This is a genomic window from Bradyrhizobium pachyrhizi (assembly GCF_001189245.1).
GTDB classification, from domain to species: Bacteria; Pseudomonadota; Alphaproteobacteria; order Rhizobiales; family Xanthobacteraceae; genus Bradyrhizobium; species Bradyrhizobium pachyrhizi.
In genome coordinates this window covers 193,492-212,580 of record NZ_LFIQ01000039.1, presented here as the reverse complement: position 1 = coordinate 212,580, position 19,089 = coordinate 193,492, and the positions used below count along the sequence as shown (strand labels likewise).

17 protein-coding genes are annotated in these 19,089 nt (G+C 65.1%); 3 read left to right on the top strand and 14 right to left on the bottom strand.

Features of this window, described 5'->3' with window-relative positions; all coding sequences use genetic code 11:
• On the top strand, positions 1-966 hold a 966-nt coding region (gene fabV / locus AKL29_RS05770), incomplete at its 5' end, for an enoyl-ACP reductase FabV (RefSeq protein WP_244481770.1).
• Between the two features lie 249 nt (positions 967-1,215).
• Here fabV and AKL29_RS05765 read toward each other — a convergent pair.
• From AKL29_RS05765 to rimP, 11 genes are all read right to left on the bottom strand, one after another.
• Positions 1,216-1,812: a glutathione S-transferase family protein gene (locus AKL29_RS05765; RefSeq protein ID WP_050383434.1), complete on the bottom strand. Its 597-nt coding sequence runs from the start codon at positions 1,810-1,812 to the stop codon at positions 1,216-1,218.
• Complete coding sequence (locus AKL29_RS05760; RefSeq protein ID WP_050383433.1) at positions 1,809-2,285, bottom strand: GNAT family N-acetyltransferase; 477 nt, start codon at positions 2,283-2,285, stop codon at positions 1,809-1,811. Before AKL29_RS05760 ends, AKL29_RS05765 begins: the two co-directional genes overlap by 4 nt.
• A 123-nt stretch (positions 2,286-2,408) precedes the next feature.
• A complete protein-coding gene (locus AKL29_RS05755; protein ID WP_050383432.1) occupies positions 2,409-3,143 on the bottom strand; it encodes a superoxide dismutase in 735 nt (244 codons plus the stop codon).
• 206 nt (positions 3,144-3,349) lie between these two features.
• Entirely contained in the window at positions 3,350-5,512 is a 2,163-nt protein-coding gene (pnp, locus tag AKL29_RS05750; protein ID WP_050383431.1) for a polyribonucleotide nucleotidyltransferase, read from the bottom strand.
• 314 nt (positions 5,513-5,826) lie between these two features.
• Complete coding sequence (rpsO, locus tag AKL29_RS05745) at positions 5,827-6,096, bottom strand: 30S ribosomal protein S15 (protein ID WP_016844725.1); 270 nt, start codon at positions 6,094-6,096, stop codon at positions 5,827-5,829.
• A 2-nt stretch (positions 6,097-6,098) separates the two neighbouring features.
• Positions 6,099-7,208, bottom strand: coding sequence for a tRNA pseudouridine(55) synthase TruB (truB, locus tag AKL29_RS05740; RefSeq protein ID WP_050383430.1), 1,110 nt, complete (start codon positions 7,206-7,208; stop codon positions 6,099-6,101).
• The gene (gene rbfA / locus AKL29_RS05735) at positions 7,208-7,618 is read right to left on the bottom strand and encodes a 30S ribosome-binding factor RbfA (protein WP_028343913.1); all 411 of its coding nucleotides are present in this window, start codon (positions 7,616-7,618) and stop codon (positions 7,208-7,210) included. The genes truB and rbfA overlap by 1 nt, the downstream gene beginning before the upstream one ends.
• A gap of 173 nt (positions 7,619-7,791) precedes the next feature.
• Positions 7,792-10,491: a translation initiation factor IF-2 gene (gene infB, locus AKL29_RS05730; protein WP_028335506.1), complete on the bottom strand. Its 2,700-nt coding sequence runs from the start codon at positions 10,489-10,491 to the stop codon at positions 7,792-7,794.
• 107 nt (positions 10,492-10,598) lie between these two features.
• Positions 10,599-11,285, bottom strand: a complete 687-nt coding sequence (locus AKL29_RS05725) for an RNA-binding protein (protein ID WP_050383429.1) — start codon at positions 11,283-11,285, stop codon at positions 10,599-10,601.
• Positions 11,286-11,300: 15 nt separating this feature from the next.
• Positions 11,301-12,917 (bottom strand): transcription termination factor NusA, encoded by a 1,617-nt coding sequence (nusA, locus tag AKL29_RS05720; RefSeq protein WP_050383428.1) that lies wholly within the window; start codon positions 12,915-12,917, stop codon positions 11,301-11,303.
• Between the two features lie 3 nt (positions 12,918-12,920).
• Complete coding sequence (gene rimP / locus AKL29_RS05715) at positions 12,921-13,697, bottom strand: ribosome maturation factor RimP (protein WP_028335509.1); 777 nt, start codon at positions 13,695-13,697, stop codon at positions 12,921-12,923.
• 346 nt (positions 13,698-14,043) lie between these two features.
• Here rimP and AKL29_RS05710 point away from each other — a divergent pair, with 346 nt between their 5' ends.
• Together AKL29_RS05710 and AKL29_RS05705 are read left to right on the top strand one after the other, a co-directional pair.
• Complete coding sequence (locus AKL29_RS05710; protein WP_050383427.1) at positions 14,044-15,114, top strand: DUF2336 domain-containing protein; 1,071 nt, start codon at positions 14,044-14,046, stop codon at positions 15,112-15,114.
• A 205-nt stretch (positions 15,115-15,319) separates the two neighbouring features.
• Positions 15,320-16,165 carry a phytanoyl-CoA dioxygenase family protein gene (locus AKL29_RS05705; protein WP_050383426.1) on the top strand — a complete coding sequence of 282 codons (846 nt, stop codon included), beginning with the start codon at positions 15,320-15,322 and terminating at the stop codon, positions 16,163-16,165.
• A 91-nt stretch (positions 16,166-16,256) separates the two neighbouring features.
• Here AKL29_RS05705 and trmB read toward each other — a convergent pair whose 3' ends face one another.
• The 3 genes from trmB to AKL29_RS05690 all read right to left on the bottom strand — a co-directional run bounded on the left by trmB (position 16,257) and on the right by AKL29_RS05690 (position 18,713).
• On the bottom strand, positions 16,257-16,997 hold the full coding sequence (trmB, locus tag AKL29_RS05700; RefSeq protein ID WP_050383425.1) for a tRNA (guanosine(46)-N7)-methyltransferase TrmB: 741 nt from the start codon (positions 16,995-16,997) through the stop codon (positions 16,257-16,259).
• On the bottom strand, positions 16,994-18,118 hold the full coding sequence (locus AKL29_RS05695; protein WP_050383424.1) for a M20 family metallopeptidase: 1,125 nt from the start codon (positions 18,116-18,118) through the stop codon (positions 16,994-16,996). The genes trmB and AKL29_RS05695 overlap by 4 nt, the downstream gene beginning before the upstream one ends.
• A gap of 178 nt (positions 18,119-18,296) precedes the next feature.
• Complete coding sequence (locus tag AKL29_RS05690; protein ID WP_028335515.1) at positions 18,297-18,713, bottom strand: helix-turn-helix domain-containing protein; 417 nt, start codon at positions 18,711-18,713, stop codon at positions 18,297-18,299.
• Between the last annotated feature and the right edge of the window lie 376 nt (positions 18,714-19,089).

The following is a 19,089-nucleotide window of genomic DNA, read 5'->3' as shown; positions in this document are numbered from 1 at the left end:
ATCGGCGTGTCGCTGGAGCGCGAGCCGTCGGAAAAGAAAAGCGCCAGCGCCGGCTGGTACAACAACCGCGCCTTCGAGATCGAGGCCCAGAAGATCGGACGATCACCGCTCACGCTCGAAGGCGACGCCTTCTCCGACGAGCTGAAGGCGACCTTCATCGAGCGTGTGCGCGAGAAATTCGGACAGCTCGACCTGCTGGTCTACAGCATGGCCGCTCCGGTCCGGACCGATCCCGACACCGGCAAGACCTATCGTTCGGTGATCAAGCCGCTGGGCGCCCCGGTCGAGATCAAGACACTCGACACCGAGACCGGCGAGGTGTTCCGGACCACGCTCGAGCCGGCGAGCGAGGAGCAAACCGCGGCCACCGTCGCGGTGATGGGCGGCGACGACTGGAAGCGCTGGATCGACCAGCTCGCGGATGCCGGCGTCCTCGCGCCGGGCTTCCGGACGCTCAACTACACCTATATCGGCAGCGAACTGACCTGGCCGATCTACTGGAACGGCACGCTCGGTCGCGCCAAGGTCGATCTCGACAGCAAGGCGGAAGCGATCCGGGGCCGGCTCGGCGCGGACGCGGCCCGCGTCGTCGCGCTGAAGGCCGTGGTCACCCAGGCGAGCTCGGCCATTCCGGTGGTGCCGCTCTATGGCACGGTGCTGTTCAAGGTGATGAAGCAGCTCGGTCTCCACGAAGGCTGCATCGAGCAGATCGATCGCCTGTTCCGGACGAAGCTCGGTAAGGGTGTCGCGCTCGATGACGCGCAGCGCGTCCGGGTCGACGACTGGGAGCTGTCGCCCGAGGTGCAGACGGAAGTGTCGCGGCGCTGGCCGCTGCTCACCACCGAGACGCTCGGCGAGTTGGCCGATCTCGGCGAGTACAAGAGCCAGTTCCTCCGCCTGTTCGGCTTCGGCATCGACGGCGTTGACTACACGCAGGACGTCGATCCCCGCGTCGTGCCGGGTTAGGCCGTTCGGGAATCACGCGAGAGAGGTCACAGACCTGTCTTCTCCTTGCCCCTGAAAGGGGGAAGGTCGGGATGGGGGGCAGCCGTGGACGATGCTGTCTGCGGAGAGAGCAGATCCCCACCCGCTTTGCTTGAGCGAGCAAAGCGACCTCCCCTTTTCAAGGGGAGGTTAAGACGTGTTCCGGATTTCGCGGAGCCTGTCATCGGGCGCGCGTTCGCGCGACCCGTTGGCTTCTCCGGGCTACGCGCTTCATCCCGCCGCGATCTTCTCTGCGCGCTGGAACGCGGGCCGGGCCACGCAGCGGCCGATATAGGCCTCGAACGACGGCCGCGGCGGCACCATCTTGAACACGCGTACCGCAAAGTTCAGTCCCGCGCCGATCGCGATGTCGGCAGCGGAGAATTGATCGCCGAGGATCCATGGCCCCTTCTGCAGCTCGGCGTCGAGCACGTCGAACACCTGCGCGGCGCTGCCCCACGCGGCGGTGCTGGTCGGCACCTCGAGCTTGGTGAAGAGCTGGATCAGCGCCGGCTCGATGCAACTCGGCGAAAAAAACAGCCACTGCAGATAGCGCGCCCGCTTCGGGTCCGTCGCTGCCGGCGCGAGTTTGGTCTCGGGATAGCGGTCGGCGATATAGGCGCAGATCGCGGCGGCCTCGGCGAGTTGCGCGTCGCCGTCGGTCAACGCCGGCACCTTGCCCATCGGGTTGATCTTGAGAAAATCTGCCGATTTCTGCGCGCCGGTGCTGATGTCGGTCAGCACCCGTTCGTATGGCAGACCGGATTCCTCCAGCAGCCAAATGGCTGAGAACGAGCGCGAGCGCGGCGACCAGTACAGCTTGATCATGGCCTAGCCTCCGATGTGCGGTTTGTTTTCTTCCACCGATAGTGCTTCATCATGAAGCCGGTGACCGGATTGGGCGCTTCCTTCTCGAACACAAAGCCTTCGCGCTCGTACCAGCGCCAGGCCTTCTCGTTCTCGCGGACGCATTTCAGCCAGATCTCGTCGGGCATCTGCCGGCGCGTGAAGGCAAGCAGCTCGCGTCCCAGGCTCCGGCCCTGATAGGCGGGGACCACCATCAGCTGATCGAGCAGCAAGGTCGGCAGGTGCAGCGCCAGCATGGCGGCGATGGCGCCGCGATCGTCGGCGACGAACAGGCTCCAGCCACCAGCGATCTCGCGCGGCAAGCGGATACGCAGATCGTTCAACAGGCTGTCGCTGGCTTGCGAGAGCCCGGTCGAAGCCCAGCTGTCCATCCAGGCGCGCGCGATCGCGTCAAGTTCGTCGGGACGAGCGGGGCGGATGTTCGGCGCCGTCATTGTTCCCTATCGCGTGCGACGCCGGCGGCGTGACGCTGTGGATGCATAAAGGTGAAAGCCCGCGATCGCCTCGCGGGGCTTTCAACTCTAGCGCAGTTGTTTGCGACCGGCGAGGCCGGCGGCTCACACGCCGAGCGTGCCGGCCTTTGCTGCCGCATAGCGCTCGGCCACGGCCTTCCAGTTCACCGTATTCCACCATGCTTTGAGATAATCCGGCCGGCGGTTCTGGTAGGTCAGGTAATAAGCGTGCTCCCAGACGTCATTGCCGAGCAACGCGCGCTTGCCGTCCATGATCGGATTGTCCTGGTTCGGCCGGGTCTCGATCGCGAGCTTGCCGTCCTTGGTTACAGTGACGAACACCCAGCCGGAGCCGAACACGCGCCCGCCGGCGGCGTTGAAATCGGTCTGGAATTTTTCCATGCCGCCGAGGTCGCGATCGATCGCGGCGAGCACCTCGCCGTCCGCCTTGCCGCCGTTCGGTCCCATGATCTGCCAGAACATCGTGTGGTTGGCATGGCCGCCCATGTTGTTGCGCACGCCGGTGCGGATCGCCTCCGGTACGCCGCCGAGATTGGCGAGCACCTCGACGACCGGCTTCTCGGCGATCTGCGGATTGTCCTTGGCGAAATTGTTGAGGTTGGTGACATAGGCCTGGTGATGCCGGTCGTGATGGATCTCCATCGTCTTGGCATCGATATGCGGCTCCAGCGCATTGGTGGGATAGGTCAGCGGATCAATCTTGAACGGTCCGGCTGGAGCCTGCGCCGTGGCTTGCGCGAACGCTGCGCGCGATGCGGCGGCGGCCGCGGCGATGCCGCCTGCTGCGATGATCAAATGGCGTCGGGACATCGAGGACATCGTGGTTCTCCGTGCTGGGAAAGCTTCCTGATGTTAGGCCCGAGTTGTGAACGGGTTCCAGCGAATCCGGTCACAATGCCGGGTCAAAACCGCGCATGCCGATCAGCGGAGATTGATTTGCGTCCGATCTCGGCGAACCAAAAAGGGCGGCCACAGGGCCGCCCTTTTCGTAACAGTCGATTTGGTAACAATCGATTTGCCGTGGCTTACTCGCCGGCAGCTTCGCGCGGCGCCGCAGCCGGCGCTTCGGTCTTCTGCTTGGCCTCGAGATCCTCGCCGGTCTCCTGGTCGACCGCCTTCATCGACAGGCGGGTCTTGCCGCGATCGTCGAAGCCGAGCAGCTTGACCTTGACCTTGTCGCCTTCCTTGACGACGTCGGAGGTCTTCTGCACGCGGTTGGACGCGAGCTGGCTGATGTGGACGAGGCCGTCCTTGGCGCCGAAGAAGTTCACGAACGCGCCGAACTCCATCACCTTGACGACGGTGCCCTCGTAGATCTGGCCGACCTCCGGATCGGAGGCGATCGACTTGATCCACTTGATCGCAGCCTTCATTGCCTCGCCATCGTTGGACGCGACCTTCACGGTGCCGTCGTCCTCGATGTTGACCTTGGCGCCGGTCTTCTCGACGATCTCGCGGATCACCTTGCCGCCGGTGCCGATCACTTCGCGGATCTTGTCGGTGGCGATCTTGAAGGTCTCGATCCGCGGTGCGTATTCGCCGAGCTCGGCGCGCGCCGCGGTCAGCGCCTTGGCCATCTCGCCGAGGATGTGGATGCGCCCTTCCTTGGCCTGGCCAAGCGCAACCTTCATGATCTCCTCGGTGATGCCCTCGATCTTGATGTCCATCTGGAGCGAGGTGATGCCGTGGTCGGTGCCGGCGACCTTGAAGTCCATGTCGCCGAGATGATCCTCGTCACCGAGGATGTCCGACAGCACCGCGAAGCGCTGACCTTCGAGGATCAGGCCCATGGCGATACCGGCGGTCGGCCGCTTCAGCGGCACGCCGGCGTCCATCAGCGACAGCGACGCGCCGCACACCGAGGCCATCGAGGACGAGCCGTTCGACTCGGTGATCTCGGAGACCACGCGGATCGTGTACGGGAACTCGTGATGCGGCGGCAGCACCGGGTGGATCGCGCGCCAGGCGAGCTTGCCGTGGCCGATTTCGCGGCGCTTGGTGCCGCCGAGGCGACCGGTTTCACCGACCGAGTAGGGCGGGAAGTTGTAGTGCAGCAGGAACGTTTCCTTGTACGTCCCCGACAGTGCATCGATGTACTGCTCGTCTTCGCCGGTGCCGAGCGTGGTCACGACCATCGCCTGGGTCTCACCGCGGGTGAACAGCGCCGAGCCGTGGGCGCGCGGCAGCACGCCGGCTTCGGCGATGATGTTGCGCACGGTCTTGGCGTCACGGCCGTCGATGCGCTTGCCGGTGTCAAGGATGTTCCAGCGAACGATCTTGGCTTCCAGTTCCTTGAACACGCCGGCGACGCGGAGCTTGTCGTATTTCGGCTCCTGGCCTTCCGGGAAGAAGTGCGCCAGCACCTTCTCCTTGACGGCGCCGACCGCGGCATAGCGTTCCTGCTTGACCGGGATCGCATAGGCCTTGCGGAGCTCCTGTTCGGCGATGCCGAGCATCTCCTTCTCGATCTCCGAGTTGTCGATCGTGGTGACTTCGCGCGGCTCCTTGGCGGCCTTCTCGGCGAGCTCGATGATCGCGTTGATGACCGGCTGGAAGTGGCGGTGGCCGAACATGACCGCGCCGAGCATCACGTCCTCGTTGAGCTCCTTGGCTTCCGATTCGACCATCAGCACGGCGTCGGCGGTGCCGGCGACGACGAGGTCGAGCTGGGTCTCGGTCATCTCGTCGAGCGTCGGGTTGAGCACGTATTCGTCATTGGCGAAGCCGACGCGCGCGGCGCCGATCGGGCCCTTGAACGGTGCGCCCGACAGCGTCAGGGCGGCGGAGGCGGCGACCAGCGACACGATGTCCGGATCGTTCTCCATGTCGTGCGAGAGCACGGTGACGATCACCTGGGTCTCGTTGCGCCAGCCGTCGACGAACAGCGGACGGATCGGGCGGTCGATCAGGCGGGAGACCAGCGTCTCCTTCTCGGTCGGACGGCCTTCGCGCTTGAAATAGCCGCCGGGAATGCGGCCTGCGGCGTAGGTCTTCTCCTGGTAGTCGACCGTGAGCGGCAGGAAGTCGACGCCCTCGCGCGGCGCCTTCGCCGCAACGACGGTGGCAAGCACCACGGTCTCGCCGTAGGTGGCCATCACGGCGCCGTCGGCCTGGCGGGCGATCTTGCCGGTTTCAAGTTTGAGGGGACGTCCACCCCAGTCGATTTCGACGGAATGCGAATTGAACATTTCGGTTTTCTTTCATGGTTTCACGAAAGCACGGCGCTCTGAAACACAAAGACCATGCCAAGACGGCGAGACACTGATGCGCTGTTGCGATCAGCATCCGGCGATCCTGCCATGGTCCCTGGATTTCGGATGGCGTCCATCCTTTCGGTCATCTGGGCATCTTGCCCGGTCCAGCGGCCGGATTGCTACTGGACGCTAGTGTGCATGGCGCGACTGCCATGCTGCGCATGATCATCTTTCGACAATTCGAAAGCCCGAGTTCACGGACGACCATGCGAAAACGCGCGCGAACCCTCGCGCGCGTGCTTCTCAAATCAACGACGGATGTTGTGCTTTTCGAGCAGCGCCTTGTAGCGCGCCTCGTCCTTGCGCTTGATGTAGTCAAGCAGGGAGCGACGCGTCGACACGAGCTTCAGGAGGCCGCGGCGTGAATGGTTGTCCTTCACATGGCTCTTGAAGTGCTCGGTGAGGTTATTGATGCGTTCCGACAGGATCGCGACCTGAACCTCGGGCGAGCCGGTGTCGCCGGCCTTGTTGGCATTCGTCTTGATGACTTCCGCTTTGCGTTCTGCGGTAATCGACATCGTCAGTTACTTTCATTGTTGCGAGCCGGACCGGCAGTCAGTCCGTTCAGGTTGAACACGCGCTTGGGGATGAGTTCGCCATTGCCAATTTCGGCAAGCGCGAGAAGTCGGCCTGCCACCGTGACATAGACTGTGCCGCTGGTATTGGGCGCATCCCGTCCGCGCAACAAAACGGCCTGGCCCCTGTGGAGCCTTGCCGCATCAGCCCGTGTGACGGCCAGTGCCGGGATGTCGTCCAGCGCGGTCTCAACGGGCAAAAGCGCGTCGGCGAGGCTGCCCTCGCCAGACGCGGCTCTATTGCATAAAGCCTCCAACTGTTCCAGCGGAATCATGTCCCGCTCGGTAAACGGACCGACAAGGGTCCGCCGCAGGGCGCAGATATGGCCAAAACAGCCCAGAATCCGGCCCATATCGCGGGCCAGCGCCCGGACATAGGTTCCCTTGCCGCACTCGGCCTCGAACACGGACTGGCCGTTATCGCCATGTTCCACAAGGGTTAATTCGTGAATTTCGACCGGGCGGGGCTTCAGTTCCACGGTCTCGCCGTCGCGCGCCAGATCATAGGCGCGCTCGCCTTGCACCTTGATCGCCGAATATTGCGGCGGGATCTGCTCGATCACCCCGGTAAAGCGCGGCAACAGTTCCCGGATCGAATCGGCGGTCGGCCGGCTCTCGCTGGTCCTGACCGGCCGTCCCTCGGTGTCGTCGGTGTCGCGCTCCTCGCCCCAGCACACCGTGAAGCGGTAGCGCTTGCGGCCGTCCATCACGAACGGCACCGTCTTGGTGGCCTCGCCCAGCGCGATCGGCAAGCCGCCGGAGGCGAGCGGATCGAGGGTGCCGGCATGGCCGGCGCGCTTGGCCTGGAACAGGCGCTTGAGCACGGCGACCGCCTGCGTCGAGGTCATGCCGATCGGCTTGTCGAGCACCACCCAGCCATGGACATCGCGCTTGTCGCGGCGCGGCTGCTGGTTCTGCCTGCCCTGCTTCTGGCGCGGGTCGTTGTTGGTGCGGCGCGCTTCGTCGGCGCGCTGCCCGGCAAAAGCATCCCGCTCAGCGTCGCGGGCGTCGGCATCCTTCGCGTCCACAGCGCTGTTGGTCGTCATCACAGTCATCACTCGTCGTCCGAATCGGGTGCAAGGTCTCGCTGCACCGCAGGTGTCCGCAGTAGTTTCTCGATGCGCTCCGCCTCGTCGAACCGCTCATCGACGCGGAAGCGAATGTCGGGTGCAAATTTCAGGTTGACGCGATGCGCGATCTCGCCGCGAAGGAACTTCTTGTTGCGCTCGAGCGCGGATATCACCGTGTCGGTGTCGCGGCCGCCGAGCGGCATCACATAGATCGTCGCGAGCTTCAGGTCCGGCGACATACGCACCTCGGGAACGGTGATGATGTGGCCTTCCAGATCGGGATCGTGGACCTCACCCTGCGACAAAATCTCGGCAACTGCATGGCGAACCGTTTCACCGACGCGCAGCTGACGTTGTGAGCCGCCGGGGCTGGAACTCTTCTTTTGACGGGGCATGACCTTCTTCCAAAACCGTCGCGCCCGCAGGCCTTGGCCGCGGGCATCAATGTCCTAGCTTTGCTTCAATCAGACAATGCGCTGGTGGCCGGACTAAAGTCCGGCCACGCCGTCGCATTTTCAGTCAAATGGACCCAACGCTTAGTAAGATCTGCGCTTCGTAAGATTTGGACTTACAGAGAGCGCTGGATCGTCTCGATGCGGTAACATTCGATCACGTCGCCGACACGCATGTCGCCGTAGTTCTCGAATGCCATGCCACACTCCTGGCCGGAGACCACTTCCTTCACTTCATCCTTGAAGCGCTTCAGCGTCGACAGCTTGCCTTCGTGCACCACGACGTTGTCGCGGATCAGGCGAACATTGGCGCCGCGTTCCACGGTACCGTCGGTGACGCGGCAACCCGCGACCTTGCCGACCTTGGAAATGTTGAACACTTCCAGGATCTGCGCGTTGCCCAGCATGGTTTCGCGCAGCGTGGGCGCGAGCAGGCCGGACATCGCCTTTTTAATATCGTCCACGAGGTCGTAGATGATGTTGTAGTAGCGGATCTCGATGCCGTTGCGCTTGGCCGCGGCCGCCGCTTCCTTGTTGGCTCGGACCGAGAAGCCGATGATCGCGGCGTTGAAGCCTTCCGCCAGCGTGACGTCGGACTCCGAGATGCCGCCGACGCCGGCATGCAGGATGCGGGCGGCGACTTCGTCGGTGCCGAGCTTCTCGAGCGAGCCCAGGATCGCTTCCAGCGAGCCCTGCACGTCGGCCTTGACGATCAGCGGGAACTCCTTGCGGCCCGCGGTCTTGAGCTGCGACATCATCTGCTCGAGCGAGCCCCGCATGCCGGAGATCGAGGCCGCCGCGTTCTCGCGCTTCTGGTGCGCGCGATAGCTCGTGACCTGGCGGGCGCGGGCTTCGTTCTCGACGACGGCGAGACGGTCGCCGGCTTCCGGCGGGCCGTTGAAGCCGAGCACCTCGACCGGCACGGACGGACCGGCCTCTTCGAGATTCTCGCCCTGGTCGGAAATCAAGGCGCGGACGCGGCCCATCTCGGCGCCGGCCACGATGATGTCGCCGACACGCAGCGTGCCGCGCTGCACCAGCACGGTCGCGACCGGACCGCGGCCGCGATCGAGCTTGGCTTCGATCACGGTGCCTTCCGCCGGACGCTCCGAATTGGTCTTCAGATCGAGGATTTCGGCCTGCAGCGCGATCATCTCGAGCAGTTTGTCGAGATTGGTCTTGTTCTTGGCCGAGACTTCGACGTCGACGACGTCGCCGCCGAGCGATTCGACCTGCACCTCGTACTGCAGCAGTTCGGTGCGCACGCGCTCGGGCCGTGCATCGGGCTTGTCGATCTTGTTGATCGCCACGATCATCGGCACCTTGGCCGCCTTGGCGTGGTTGATCGCTTCGATCGTCTGCGGCATCACGCCGTCATCGGCCGCGACCACCAGCACGACGATGTCGGTGACCTTGGCGCCGCGGGCGCGCATCGCGGTGAATGCGGCGTGGCCGGGCGTGTCGATGAAGGTGATCTTGGTGCCGCTCTCGGGCGACAGCACCTGATAGGCGCCGATATGCTGGGTAATGCCGCCGGCTTCGCCAGACACCACGTTGGCGTGGCGCAGCGCGTCGAGCAGCGAGGTCTTGCCGTGGTCGACGTGACCCATGACGGTGACGACAGGCGAGCGCGGCTCGGTGTCGGTGGAATTGTCGACGACGTCGAACAGGCCCTCTTCCACGTCGGATGCCGCGACACGCTTGACGCTGTGGCCAAGCTCTTCGGCGATCAGCTGCGCGGTGTCGGCATCGATCACGTCGGTAATCTTGTGCATCGCGCCCTGCTTCATCAGCATGCGGATGACGTCGACCGCGCGCTCCGACATGCGGTTCGCGAGTTCCTGGATCGTGATCGCTTCCGGGATGGTGACTTCGCGGATCAGCTTTTCCTTGGGTTCGTTCGACGCATGACCCTTCAGGCGCTGGGTGCGGCGGCGGAACGAGGCGATCGAACGCTCGCGTACGTCGTCGGCGTTGAGCGCAGTGGTCAGAGTGAGGCGGCCGCGCTCTTTCTGCGGACCGGGCTTGTGGGTGGTCTTCGGAGCCGCGGCGGGGCGCACGGCGCCGCCGGGGCGGCGCACCAGGCGCGGACCTTCATCTTCGTCGGGCCCGGCCGCAACCGCCGCCGGTCTCGGCGCAGAGGCCGGTGTGCGCGCGGTTGTCGTGGTCGTTGGGCGTGCTGCGGGCGCACGGGCGGCCGGAGCAGACGCAGGTGCGGCTCCGGCAGGCTTGGCGGGAGCAGCGACAGGCGCCGCACCGGGCTTGGCCTCGCCTTCGCCAAAGCGGCGCTTGGCCTCGACTTCGGCTTTGCGCTTGGCCTCTTCCTCGTGGCGATGGCGTTCCTCTTCCGCCTTGCGGCGGGCCTCGGCGGCCTCGCGCTCGGCCTTCTCGGCAGCCTCGCGGACGGCGCGGCGCTTGGCCTCCTCTTCGGCCTGGCGGCGTTCCTCGATATCGCGCTGACGGGCGTCGGCCAGCGCGCTGGCGCGCGCGGAACGCTCGTCCTCGGTCAGGGTCGGCAGCACCACGCCGGAGCGGGTGTTACGCTGCTGCTGGCCGGGAGGCGGGCCTGACGGGCGGCCGAGCGGCGGCCTGGCGGCCGGCGCCGCCGGCTTTGCAACCACGGGTTCCGGCGCATGCGCCTCGCCGGGGCCATCGCCACCGACGCGGCGCTTGCCGCGTTTCTCGACCACGACCTGCTTGGTCCGGCCGTGGCTGAAGCTCTGGCGCACGGTGCCCGTCTCGACGCGCGGCTTCAGCGACAACGTCTTGCTCGGGACACTCAAAGTCTTGTCGCCAGGGGTCTTGGTATCAACCATTCAGCAGTCCTAATCTCGTTTCGCTGTGCGTTTGCCGCACAAATCCTTCAACGTGTCGTCGCTTGCTGAGCATGACCGGTCGGAAAGACGGCGTCCGCCTTCCCGGATCACGCTCTGGAATTTCTGGCCGCTTCGGCGGTCTTGTCGTCGTCGGCCATCCGGTATCGGACCAGCATCTGGCAGCGCGACAGGAACGTCTTGCTCGCCGGGCCCGCGAGCAGCGCAGCATGTATCACATTTGACCGCCCAAGTGCCAAATCCAATTCTTCCGACGTCAAAACATTGACGACGGGGATTACCGGCGATTCACCACGTTTTTCGCCCCTTTGCCTCACGATCGCGTCCAATTTGCGGATTCCGTCCGCCGCGCCGTCGGAAGCGTGGATCAGGGCTGCAGTTTCGTTCCGGTTGAGTGCGTCCTCGACCTTGCCGAAGCCCGAAACGACCTGACCGGCCTTGGCGGCCATCGCCAGGGCCTCGGTGACGCTGCGCACCAGGAGGGTGTCGGTGTCGGTGGGGAGGGTCGGCGCGACGCGGACGTCGCGCTTGAATCCCTTGCTAAATTGGTGACGGCGGACCGCTTCCGCAACGCTGCGCCGCGATGCGGAAACCCATAATCCGCGGCCGGGCAGCTTGCGCTTGAGATCCGGGATCACCTCGCCCGTGGGCGCGACGACGAACCGGATCAGCTCGTCGATCGGACGCACCTCGCGGCTGACCGCGCACATCCGCGTGGTCGCGGACTTCTGCGTCCGCGGCCCATCGTCGAGATCGGGGTCAGCCTGAGCCAGCATCCGTGGGGCATCTCCTTACGAGGCCGTCGTTTCTGCTTCGGCGGCCTCGGCCTCCTCAGCAGGCTTGGCGAGGTCGGCCTCGGTGATCCAGCCGGCCTTCAGACGGGCCTGCATGATCAAGGCCTCGGCCTCGTCGCGCGAGATCTCGATGCCGTCGAGGAACCCGGCATGCTTGGTCGGCTCGCTGCCTTCCTTGCGCTCGGTCCAGCCGACCAGATCGTCGGTGGCGCAGCCGGCGAGATCCTCGACCGTCTTCACATCGTTCTCGCCGAGCTTCACCAGCATCTTGCCGGTGATGCCGGGCACGTCCTTCATGGCGTCCTCGACGCCGAGTTCCTTGCGCTTGGCTTCCAGTTCCGCCTCGAGCTGTTCCAGATATTCGCGGGCGCGGGTCTGCAGCTCGGTGGCGGTCTCCTCATCGAAACCCTCGATGCCGGCGAGTTCCTTGACGTCCACCAGCGCGAGTTCATCGACCGAGGTGAAGCCCTCGGAGGCGAGCAGCTGGCCGACCACCTCGTCGACATTGAGCGCTTCCATGAACACGCGGGTCGAGTTCTCGAAGTCGGCCTGGCGGCGCTCCGACTCTTCCTGCTCGGTCAGGATGTCGATGTCCCAGCCGGTCAGCTGCGAGGCGAGCCGGACGTTCTGGCCGCGGCGGCCGATCGCCAGCGACAGCTGGTTATTGGTGTCGGGAACCACGACCTCGATGCGCTCGCGGTCCTCGTCGATCACGACCTTGGCGACTTCAGCCGGCGCCAGCGCGTTGACGACGAAGGTCGCGATGTCGGGTGACCACGGGATGATGTCGATCTTCTCGCCCTGCAGCTCGTTCACCACGGCCTGCACGCGCGAGCCGCGCATGCCGACGCAGGCGCCGACCGGGTCGACTGAGGAATCGCGCGAGATCACGCCGATCTTGGCGCGCGAGCCCGGATCGCGGGCGACCGCCTTGATCTCGACGATGCCGTCGTAGATCTCCGGCACTTCCTGCGCGAACAGCTTCGCCATGAACTGCGGATGGGTGCGCGACAGGAAGATCTGCGGACCGCGGGTCTCGCGGCGGACGTCGAAGATATAGGCGCGGACGCGGTCGCCGTTGCGGAACACTTCGCGCGGCAGCATCTCGTCGCGGCGCACGATCGCTTCGCCACGGCCGAGGTCGACGATCACGCTGCCATATTCGACGCGCTTGACGATGCCGTTGACGATGTCGCCGATGCGATCCTTGAATTCCTGGTACTGCCGGTCGCGCTCGGCCTCGCGCACCTTCTGCACGATCACCTGCTTGGCCGACTGCGCGGCGATGCGGCCATATTCCAGCGGCGGCAGCGTGTCGGCGATGGTGTCGCCGACCTGGGCGCCTGGATTGGCGCGCTGCGCATCGTGCAGCGAAATCTGGTTCGACGAGTTTTCGACGACGTCGACCACCAGCATGTGGCGGGTCAGCCGCAGCTCGCCCTTCTTGGCATCGATCTCGGCATGGACGTCGGTCTCGCTGCCGTAGCGGGCACGCGCGGCCTTGGCGATGGCGTCTTCCATCGCCGCGATCACGATGGAGCGGTCGATCGACTTTTCGCGCGCAACTGCGTCTGCGATCTGCAGCAGTTCGAGTTTGTTGGCGCTGACTGCCATGGCTTAGTCTCCTTCGGATGGATCGATCTCGCCACGGCGCGCGCGCTCGGCCGCCAGGCGGTGCTTTTTGGTGTTGGTCGGAGCCGGCTTCTTGCCGGGCTTGTGAGCAGGCTTGGGTTTCGGCTTCTGGCTCTTCGCCGGATCGCTCTTCTTGGCGTGGGCCGGCTGCGGCGGCGCGAGGCCGAGCTCGCGGCGCAGCTCGCGCTCGGCGGCCTTGCCGCGCCGCATCGATTCCTCGATCAATTCGTCGGTCAGCACCAGCCGCGCGTCCGAGATGTCCTCCATCACCAGGAGAACCTCGACGTCCTCGTCGGGACGCGGATCGTCGCGCCTGATGCGCACCGCATCGCCCTCGACGCCGGCGAGCAGGCCGCGGAACCGCTTGCGGCCCTGATGCGCTACCGCCATCTCGATCTTCACGAGATGCCCGGTGTAGCGCTCAAAGTCGGAGCGGCGCACCAGTGGGCGGTCGATGCCGGGCGAAGAGATTTCCAGCCGGTAGGCGCGCTCGATCGGGTCGGCGACATCGAGCACCGGCGACAGCGCGCGCGAGATAGCCTCGCAATCCTCGAGCTGCATCGAGCCGTCGGGCCGCTCCGCCATGATCTGCACGGTGCAGCCGGCGTCGCCCGAGACCTTGATGCGCACCAGGCGATAGCCCATGCCCTGCAGCACCGGGACCGCGACCGCGGCGACACGCGCCGCGACCCCGGGCTCAACGACGAGACGCGGCTCGGCGAGCAGTTCGGTGTCCACGGACGTGGCGGTCGGTTCGGTCATATCCAGTGTTAAAGGCTGTCTAAGGTCTAAAGGCTGCGGAGGTCTGTTGTGTTGTTCAGGTGGCCTTAAGGGGCCGCTAACGCTACCCAAGCTGGACCCGGCCTCGTTGGGTCCCGTCAGGTAATAAAAAAGAGCGGGTCCCGGGGGGCCCACTCTCCTACGCGATCGTATGAGATACCATAAGTTGCGTTGGATATAGCTCTTTTGCCTGGGTCCGGCAAGGCCCCCGGGTCCGGCGGGAGGCGATTTTAGGGCTCCCAGGATGCCGGATTGATCTAACCCTCCGTTTACGAACGGGACCATAGATTGCCGAAAATCGGCAGAAGTCGCCGGTCGGACAAGGCTCATGACGACAGCCCCTGCGCTGATCCCGGAACTCGACGACATCGTTCGCCGCGGCGACCCCAAGCGCCGCGCCGAGGCCGCGCGGCGGCTCGGCGAGCTGTTTCTTCAGGGCGCCGCGAGCTTCCGTCCCGACCATATCGACCTGTTCGACGGGGTGCTGACCAGCCTGGTCCCGCATGCCGAGCTTGCTGCGCGGGTCGATCTCGCCGAACGGCTCGCGCTGCTCGCCAACGCGCCGCGGCATCTGGTCGGGCAACTCGCCCGCGAGGACGAGGTCGCGATCGCGGGGCCGCTGCTGCGCCGATCGCCGGTGATTGACGAAAGGGTGCTGGTCGAGATCGCCAATGCCAAGGGCCAGGGCCATCTGCTCGCGATGGCCGAGCGATCGAAGCTCTCGACTGCGCTGACCGACGTCCTCGTCCGACGCGGCGATCGCGACGTCATCCGATGCGCGGCCGGCAATGCGGGCGCGGCGTTCTCGGACGCCTCCTTCACGACCTTGGTACAACGAGCCGGCCAGGACGGCGTGCTGACGCTGCGGATCGGCCGCCGCGATGATCTTCCGCCCGAGCATCTGAAGGGCCTGCTCGCCGGCTCGATCGACGTGATCCGCCGCCGTCTGCATGCCGTCGCCAAGCCGGAACGCCAGGCCGAGATCAAGCTGGCGATGAAGGAGATCGAGGGCGTGATCGTTCAGGTCGAGGGCCGCGATTTCACAGCCGCGCAGCGCGCCATCCTGGCGCTGCATCGCGCCGGCGAATTGAACGAGGCCGCGGTGGCCGGCTTCGCAAAGGCCTTCAAATATGAGGAATGCATGGCGGCGCTCGCCGCGATGGCCGGCGTGAAGATCGTCACGCTCGATCGCCTGATCTCCGGCGATCGCTATGATCCGATCCTGATCGCCAGCAAGACGATCGGCTTCGAATGGCCGACCGTGCGCGCCCTGATCCTGATGCGGCTCGGGCCGAACCGCGTGCCGTCTCCTGCCGATATCGAAGGTGCGCGGGTGAATTTCGTGCGCCTGATGCCGTCAACGGCGCAGCGCGTCGTGGAGTTCTGGAAGTCGCGCTAGTTCATGCGGTCGTGGCGGACTCTCTGTCCGTCATTGCGAGGAGCGAAGCGACGAAGCTATCCATATCTCCCCACGCCGAACCATGGATGCTTCGCTTCGCTCGCAATGACGAGCTGAATCAGCTGCGTCATAATACTTCCCAAAAATTGCGTCGGCCCGCTATGCTTTCCGCGAGGCGCGACACAGCGCCAACGGGGAGATTGCCATGCTGACGGACGCCGACATCCAAACGCACGCCGCGCGGATCCGCGACGACGGATACACCGTGATCGAGCGCGCCGCCTCGCCCGATCTGGTCGAGGGGTTGAAGGCGGCGGTGCTGAGAATCGAGCGCGAGCACAGTCTCGCACCTGCCCGAACATCGTTCGAAGGCTTCAAGACGCTGCGCATCAACAACCTCCTGACCTATGACGATCTGTTCTGGGAGGTGCCGCTGCATGACAACGTGCTGCCGGTGGTCGAACGCGTGCTGGACAGGGAATGCCTGCTCTCGTCGTTCTGCTCGCTGGTGCTCGGGCCCGGCCAGGAGGCGCAGCCGGTTCACGAAGACACCCAATTGATCCCGTTGCCGCGGCCGCACATCCCGATCACGATCAATGCGATCTGGGCGCTGTCCGATTTCCGCGACGATAACGGCGCGACGCGGATCATTCCGCGCAGCCACAAATTCGATTCGTCGCCCGAATACGGCAAGGAGTACGATGCGGTCACCGCGACCATGCCGGCCGGCAGCGTGATGCTGTTCGACAGCGCCCTGTGGCATGGCGGCGGCGCAAATAGCAGCGACGCCAGGCGCTTTGCCTTCTCCTGCGCTTATTGCTGGGGCTGGATGCGGCAGCAGGAGAACCTGCAGCTCGGCATTCCGCGCGAGACTGCGGCCCGCTTTCCGCGCCGTTTGCAGGAATTGTGCGGCTACAGCGTCTACAAGGGCCAGTTCGGCCACATCGACAATCACGATCCGATCGAGCTGCTCGGCCGCGAGCGCGGCAAGCGGATGGTGTGGGAGGCGACCGACGTCAGGAAGGCGCGGCTGGCGGAAGCGAAGGGATAGCTATCCGTCATTCCGGGGCGTCGCGATAGCGACGAACCCGGAATCTCGAGGTTCCGGGTTCGATGCTGCGCATCGCCCCGGAATGACAGCACTACGGCAACCGCTTGAATCGCAAATACGCCGCCTTGCGCCCTTCGCGCTCGGCCTTGGCGCCGTAGCGCGTCATCGTGTAGTTCGGCCACGGCTGTTGCCAGTCGGTCGCGCGCTCGGCAAGCCAGGCGAAGTCGGGCGAGCGCATCAGATGCGCCAGCGTCCAGGCGCAATAATCATCGATATCGCTGACGAAGCGGAATTCGCCGCCCGGCGGCAGCAATCGTGTCATCGCAGCGACCGTTGCATCCTGCACGAAGCGCCGCTTCCAGTGCCGCCGCTTCGGCCACGGATCGGGATGGATCAGGTCGATGCGCGCAACTGAGCGCGTCGGCGCCCAGGCCAGCAGTTCGGCCGCGTCGCCGGCGAACAGGCGGATGTTGCCGATATTTTGCGCCTCGATCTGGGTCAGGATCTTCGCCATGCCGTTGACATAGGGCTCGCAGCCGATGAAGCCCGTGCTCGGAAAGGCCTGTGCCTCCGCGATCAGATGCTCGCCGCCGCCGAAGCCGATTTCGAGCCTGACATTCTCGATGCCGTCATCGAACAACTCGGTCAGCGCCTCGGGCGCGGGCGCCGAGATGTCGACGGCCAGATGCGGCAGCAGAGTGTCGATCAGGTCGGCCTGATGCGGGCGCAGCTTGTGGCCCTTGCGCCGTCCGAAGAACGAGCCGCGCGCATGCGCCATCGCGCCGTCGTCGGGGGAATCGCGATCGCCGCGGTCGCCTGGAGCCGGTGTCATCGCAGCGTTTGATAGAGACGGTGGAGCAGCCGCGCGCGCGGCTCGATCGACGAGATGTAGAGCTGCTCGTAATGGGTATGCGCGCCCTTGCCGTCGACGCCGAGGCCATCGAGGGTCGCGGTATGCGGCGCGGTGAAATTGCCGTCGGAGCCGCCGCCGGTGAACACATCCGCCAGCTCGAAGCCGAGCTCGGCGGCCAGCCCCCTGGCGTGCTCGTAGAGTGCGGCGCCGGCATTGCTTTTCTCATAGGGCGGACGGTTCAATTCGCCCGATATCTTCACGCTGACGCCCTCGGTGCGTGAGGTGATCCCGAGGATCTTCGGAACCAGTTCGTCGGCGTCGGCCATGGTCGGCACGCGCATGTCGACTTCCGCATAGGCCTCTTCGGCGATCACGTTCGGCTTGGTGCCGCCGCGGACGATACCGACATTGACGGTGACGCCGCGCTTGAGATCGTTCATGGCCTCCAGCGCCTGGATCACATTGCCGAGCTCCCGGATCGCGCTGCGGCCGTCCTCGGGGCGCGTGCCGGCATGGGCCGGCGTGCCCTTGATGGTGACGTCGAAACGCGCAACGCCCTTGCGTCCGGTGACGATCTTGCCGCCGTCGCGCGCCGGCTCCGTCACCAGCACGTATTTGGCCTTGCGGCCCTCGGCCTCGATCAGCGCCCGCGAGGTCGGGCTGCCGATCTCCTCGTCCGACACGTAGAGCTGGGTGATGCCGAGCGGCGGGCGCGCGCCGTCGGCGCAGACCTGCCGGAATGCATGATAGGCGAGGTAGGCGCCGCCCTTCATGTCGTAGATGCCGGGGCCGAACGCGCTGTCGCCGTCGACCTTGAATGGTAACCGTTCGATGAATCCCATCGGATGGACTGTGTCGAGATGGCTCAGCACCAGGATGCCCGGCGCCTCCTGGCCCCAGGACGAGCGCGTCACCAGGTGATCGCCGCAGCCGTCGCGTCCTGCAATGCGCTCCACCGTGGCCGGCAGGTCGCGATAGCCCGACGCGACGAGATCAGCCAGCTTGTTGACCTGATCGGGCCGCTCGGTCGGAGATTCGATCTCGACCCAGCGGCGGATGCCGTCGAGAATCACGGCGGTTTCGAACGGATTGCTGGACATGCTGTTGTCGTCGCCTGTGAATTCGCTTTGTCATTGCGCGCACGCGCCGAAGCACGATCCGCAATCATGCTCAACGAGGCGCTCAAGCGCGATGATGCTCAAGCTGAGCTCATCGCGTTGGCGCGCGCCGGAATGGCATATTCCAGATTTGACGATCTCTCAAACGGATATGGCTGAATCAGGCCTGCTCGGCTGCCTCGCGCGCCGCAATCTGCTCGACCAGTTCGACGATGCTGCGGCGGAGCTTGGCGTCCGCGATCCGCGTGAAGGCGCGGGTCAGGGCCAGGCCCTCGGCGGTTGCCAGAAAATCGGAGACGTAGGTCGGCGAGGCGCCCTCGCTGAAGCCGTCGGCGGTCTTGACCCCGCTCGGGCCGCCATCGAACAGGAAAGAGACCGGCACCTGCAGGATTTCGGAGATCTGCTGCAGCCGGCTGGCGCCGACGCGGTTGGTGCCCTTCTCGTATTTCTGCACCTGCTGGAACGTCAGGCCTAGCGCCTCGCCCAGTTTCTCCTGGCTCATGCCGAGCATGATGCGTCGCATACGGACGCGGCTGCCGACATATTTGTCAACAGGATTGGGCGCTTTGGTGGACATCTCCAACTCTCCTAAGGGATTGCGCGCCCGTGGATGAGGCAAGTTGGAAGTGGAGTATGCCTCAGGCGCCGGTGCCGTCAAATCCTGCAAGGAGGATCGGGACGAAATGCGGACAATTTGCGCAAAGGGGCTGACTTGGCTTGTGATTTCGCGTGGACCCGTACAATGCGAAGTGCACGGTCGATCTGTCAACTGGTGGAATCATACTGAGGTAAATTTCGACGTTTTTTCGGGTTCGCGACAACCGGCGATATGCAGCCGTCAGGGTTTTCGCCTCACAAACCGCCGCAACACGAACGCCAAGGCTGTGATCACAATCACAGCGGCGGGGATGTTCCCGACACGCGCATAGATCGTCGGCGCGATGGCCGCCGGC

Coding starts and splice junctions, on each gene's coding strand:
- AKL29_RS05765 (WP_050383434.1), bottom strand. CDS start 1,812: ATGATCAAGCTGTACTGGTCGCCGCGCTCGCGCTCGTTCTCAGCCATT.
- AKL29_RS05760 (WP_050383433.1), bottom strand. CDS start 2,285: ATGACGGCGCCGAACATCCGCCCCGCTCGTCCCGACGAACTTGACGCG.
- AKL29_RS05755 (WP_050383432.1), bottom strand. CDS start 3,143: ATGTCCTCGATGTCCCGACGCCATTTGATCATCGCAGCAGGCGGCATC.
- pnp (WP_050383431.1), bottom strand. CDS start 5,512: ATGTTCAATTCGCATTCCGTCGAAATCGACTGGGGTGGACGTCCCCTC.
- rpsO (WP_016844725.1), bottom strand. CDS start 6,096: ATGTCGATTACCGCAGAACGCAAAGCGGAAGTCATCAAGACGAATGCC.
- truB (WP_050383430.1), bottom strand. CDS start 7,208: ATGACTGTGATGACGACCAACAGCGCTGTGGACGCGAAGGATGCCGAC.
- rbfA (WP_028343913.1), bottom strand. CDS start 7,618: ATGCCCCGTCAAAAGAAGAGTTCCAGCCCCGGCGGCTCACAACGTCAG.
- infB (WP_028335506.1), bottom strand. CDS start 10,491: ATGGTTGATACCAAGACCCCTGGCGACAAGACTTTGAGTGTCCCGAGC.
- AKL29_RS05725 (WP_050383429.1), bottom strand. CDS start 11,285: ATGCTGGCTCAGGCTGACCCCGATCTCGACGATGGGCCGCGGACGCAG.
- nusA (WP_050383428.1), bottom strand. CDS start 12,917: ATGGCAGTCAGCGCCAACAAACTCGAACTGCTGCAGATCGCAGACGCA.
- rimP (WP_028335509.1), bottom strand. CDS start 13,697: ATGACCGAACCGACCGCCACGTCCGTGGACACCGAACTGCTCGCCGAG.
- AKL29_RS05710 (WP_050383427.1), top strand. CDS start 14,044: ATGACGACAGCCCCTGCGCTGATCCCGGAACTCGACGACATCGTTCGC.
- AKL29_RS05705 (WP_050383426.1), top strand. CDS start 15,320: ATGCTGACGGACGCCGACATCCAAACGCACGCCGCGCGGATCCGCGAC.
- trmB (WP_050383425.1), bottom strand. CDS start 16,997: ATGACACCGGCTCCAGGCGACCGCGGCGATCGCGATTCCCCCGACGAC.
- AKL29_RS05695 (WP_050383424.1), bottom strand. CDS start 18,118: ATGTCCAGCAATCCGTTCGAAACCGCCGTGATTCTCGACGGCATCCGC.
- AKL29_RS05690 (WP_028335515.1), bottom strand. CDS start 18,713: ATGTCCACCAAAGCGCCCAATCCTGTTGACAAATATGTCGGCAGCCGC.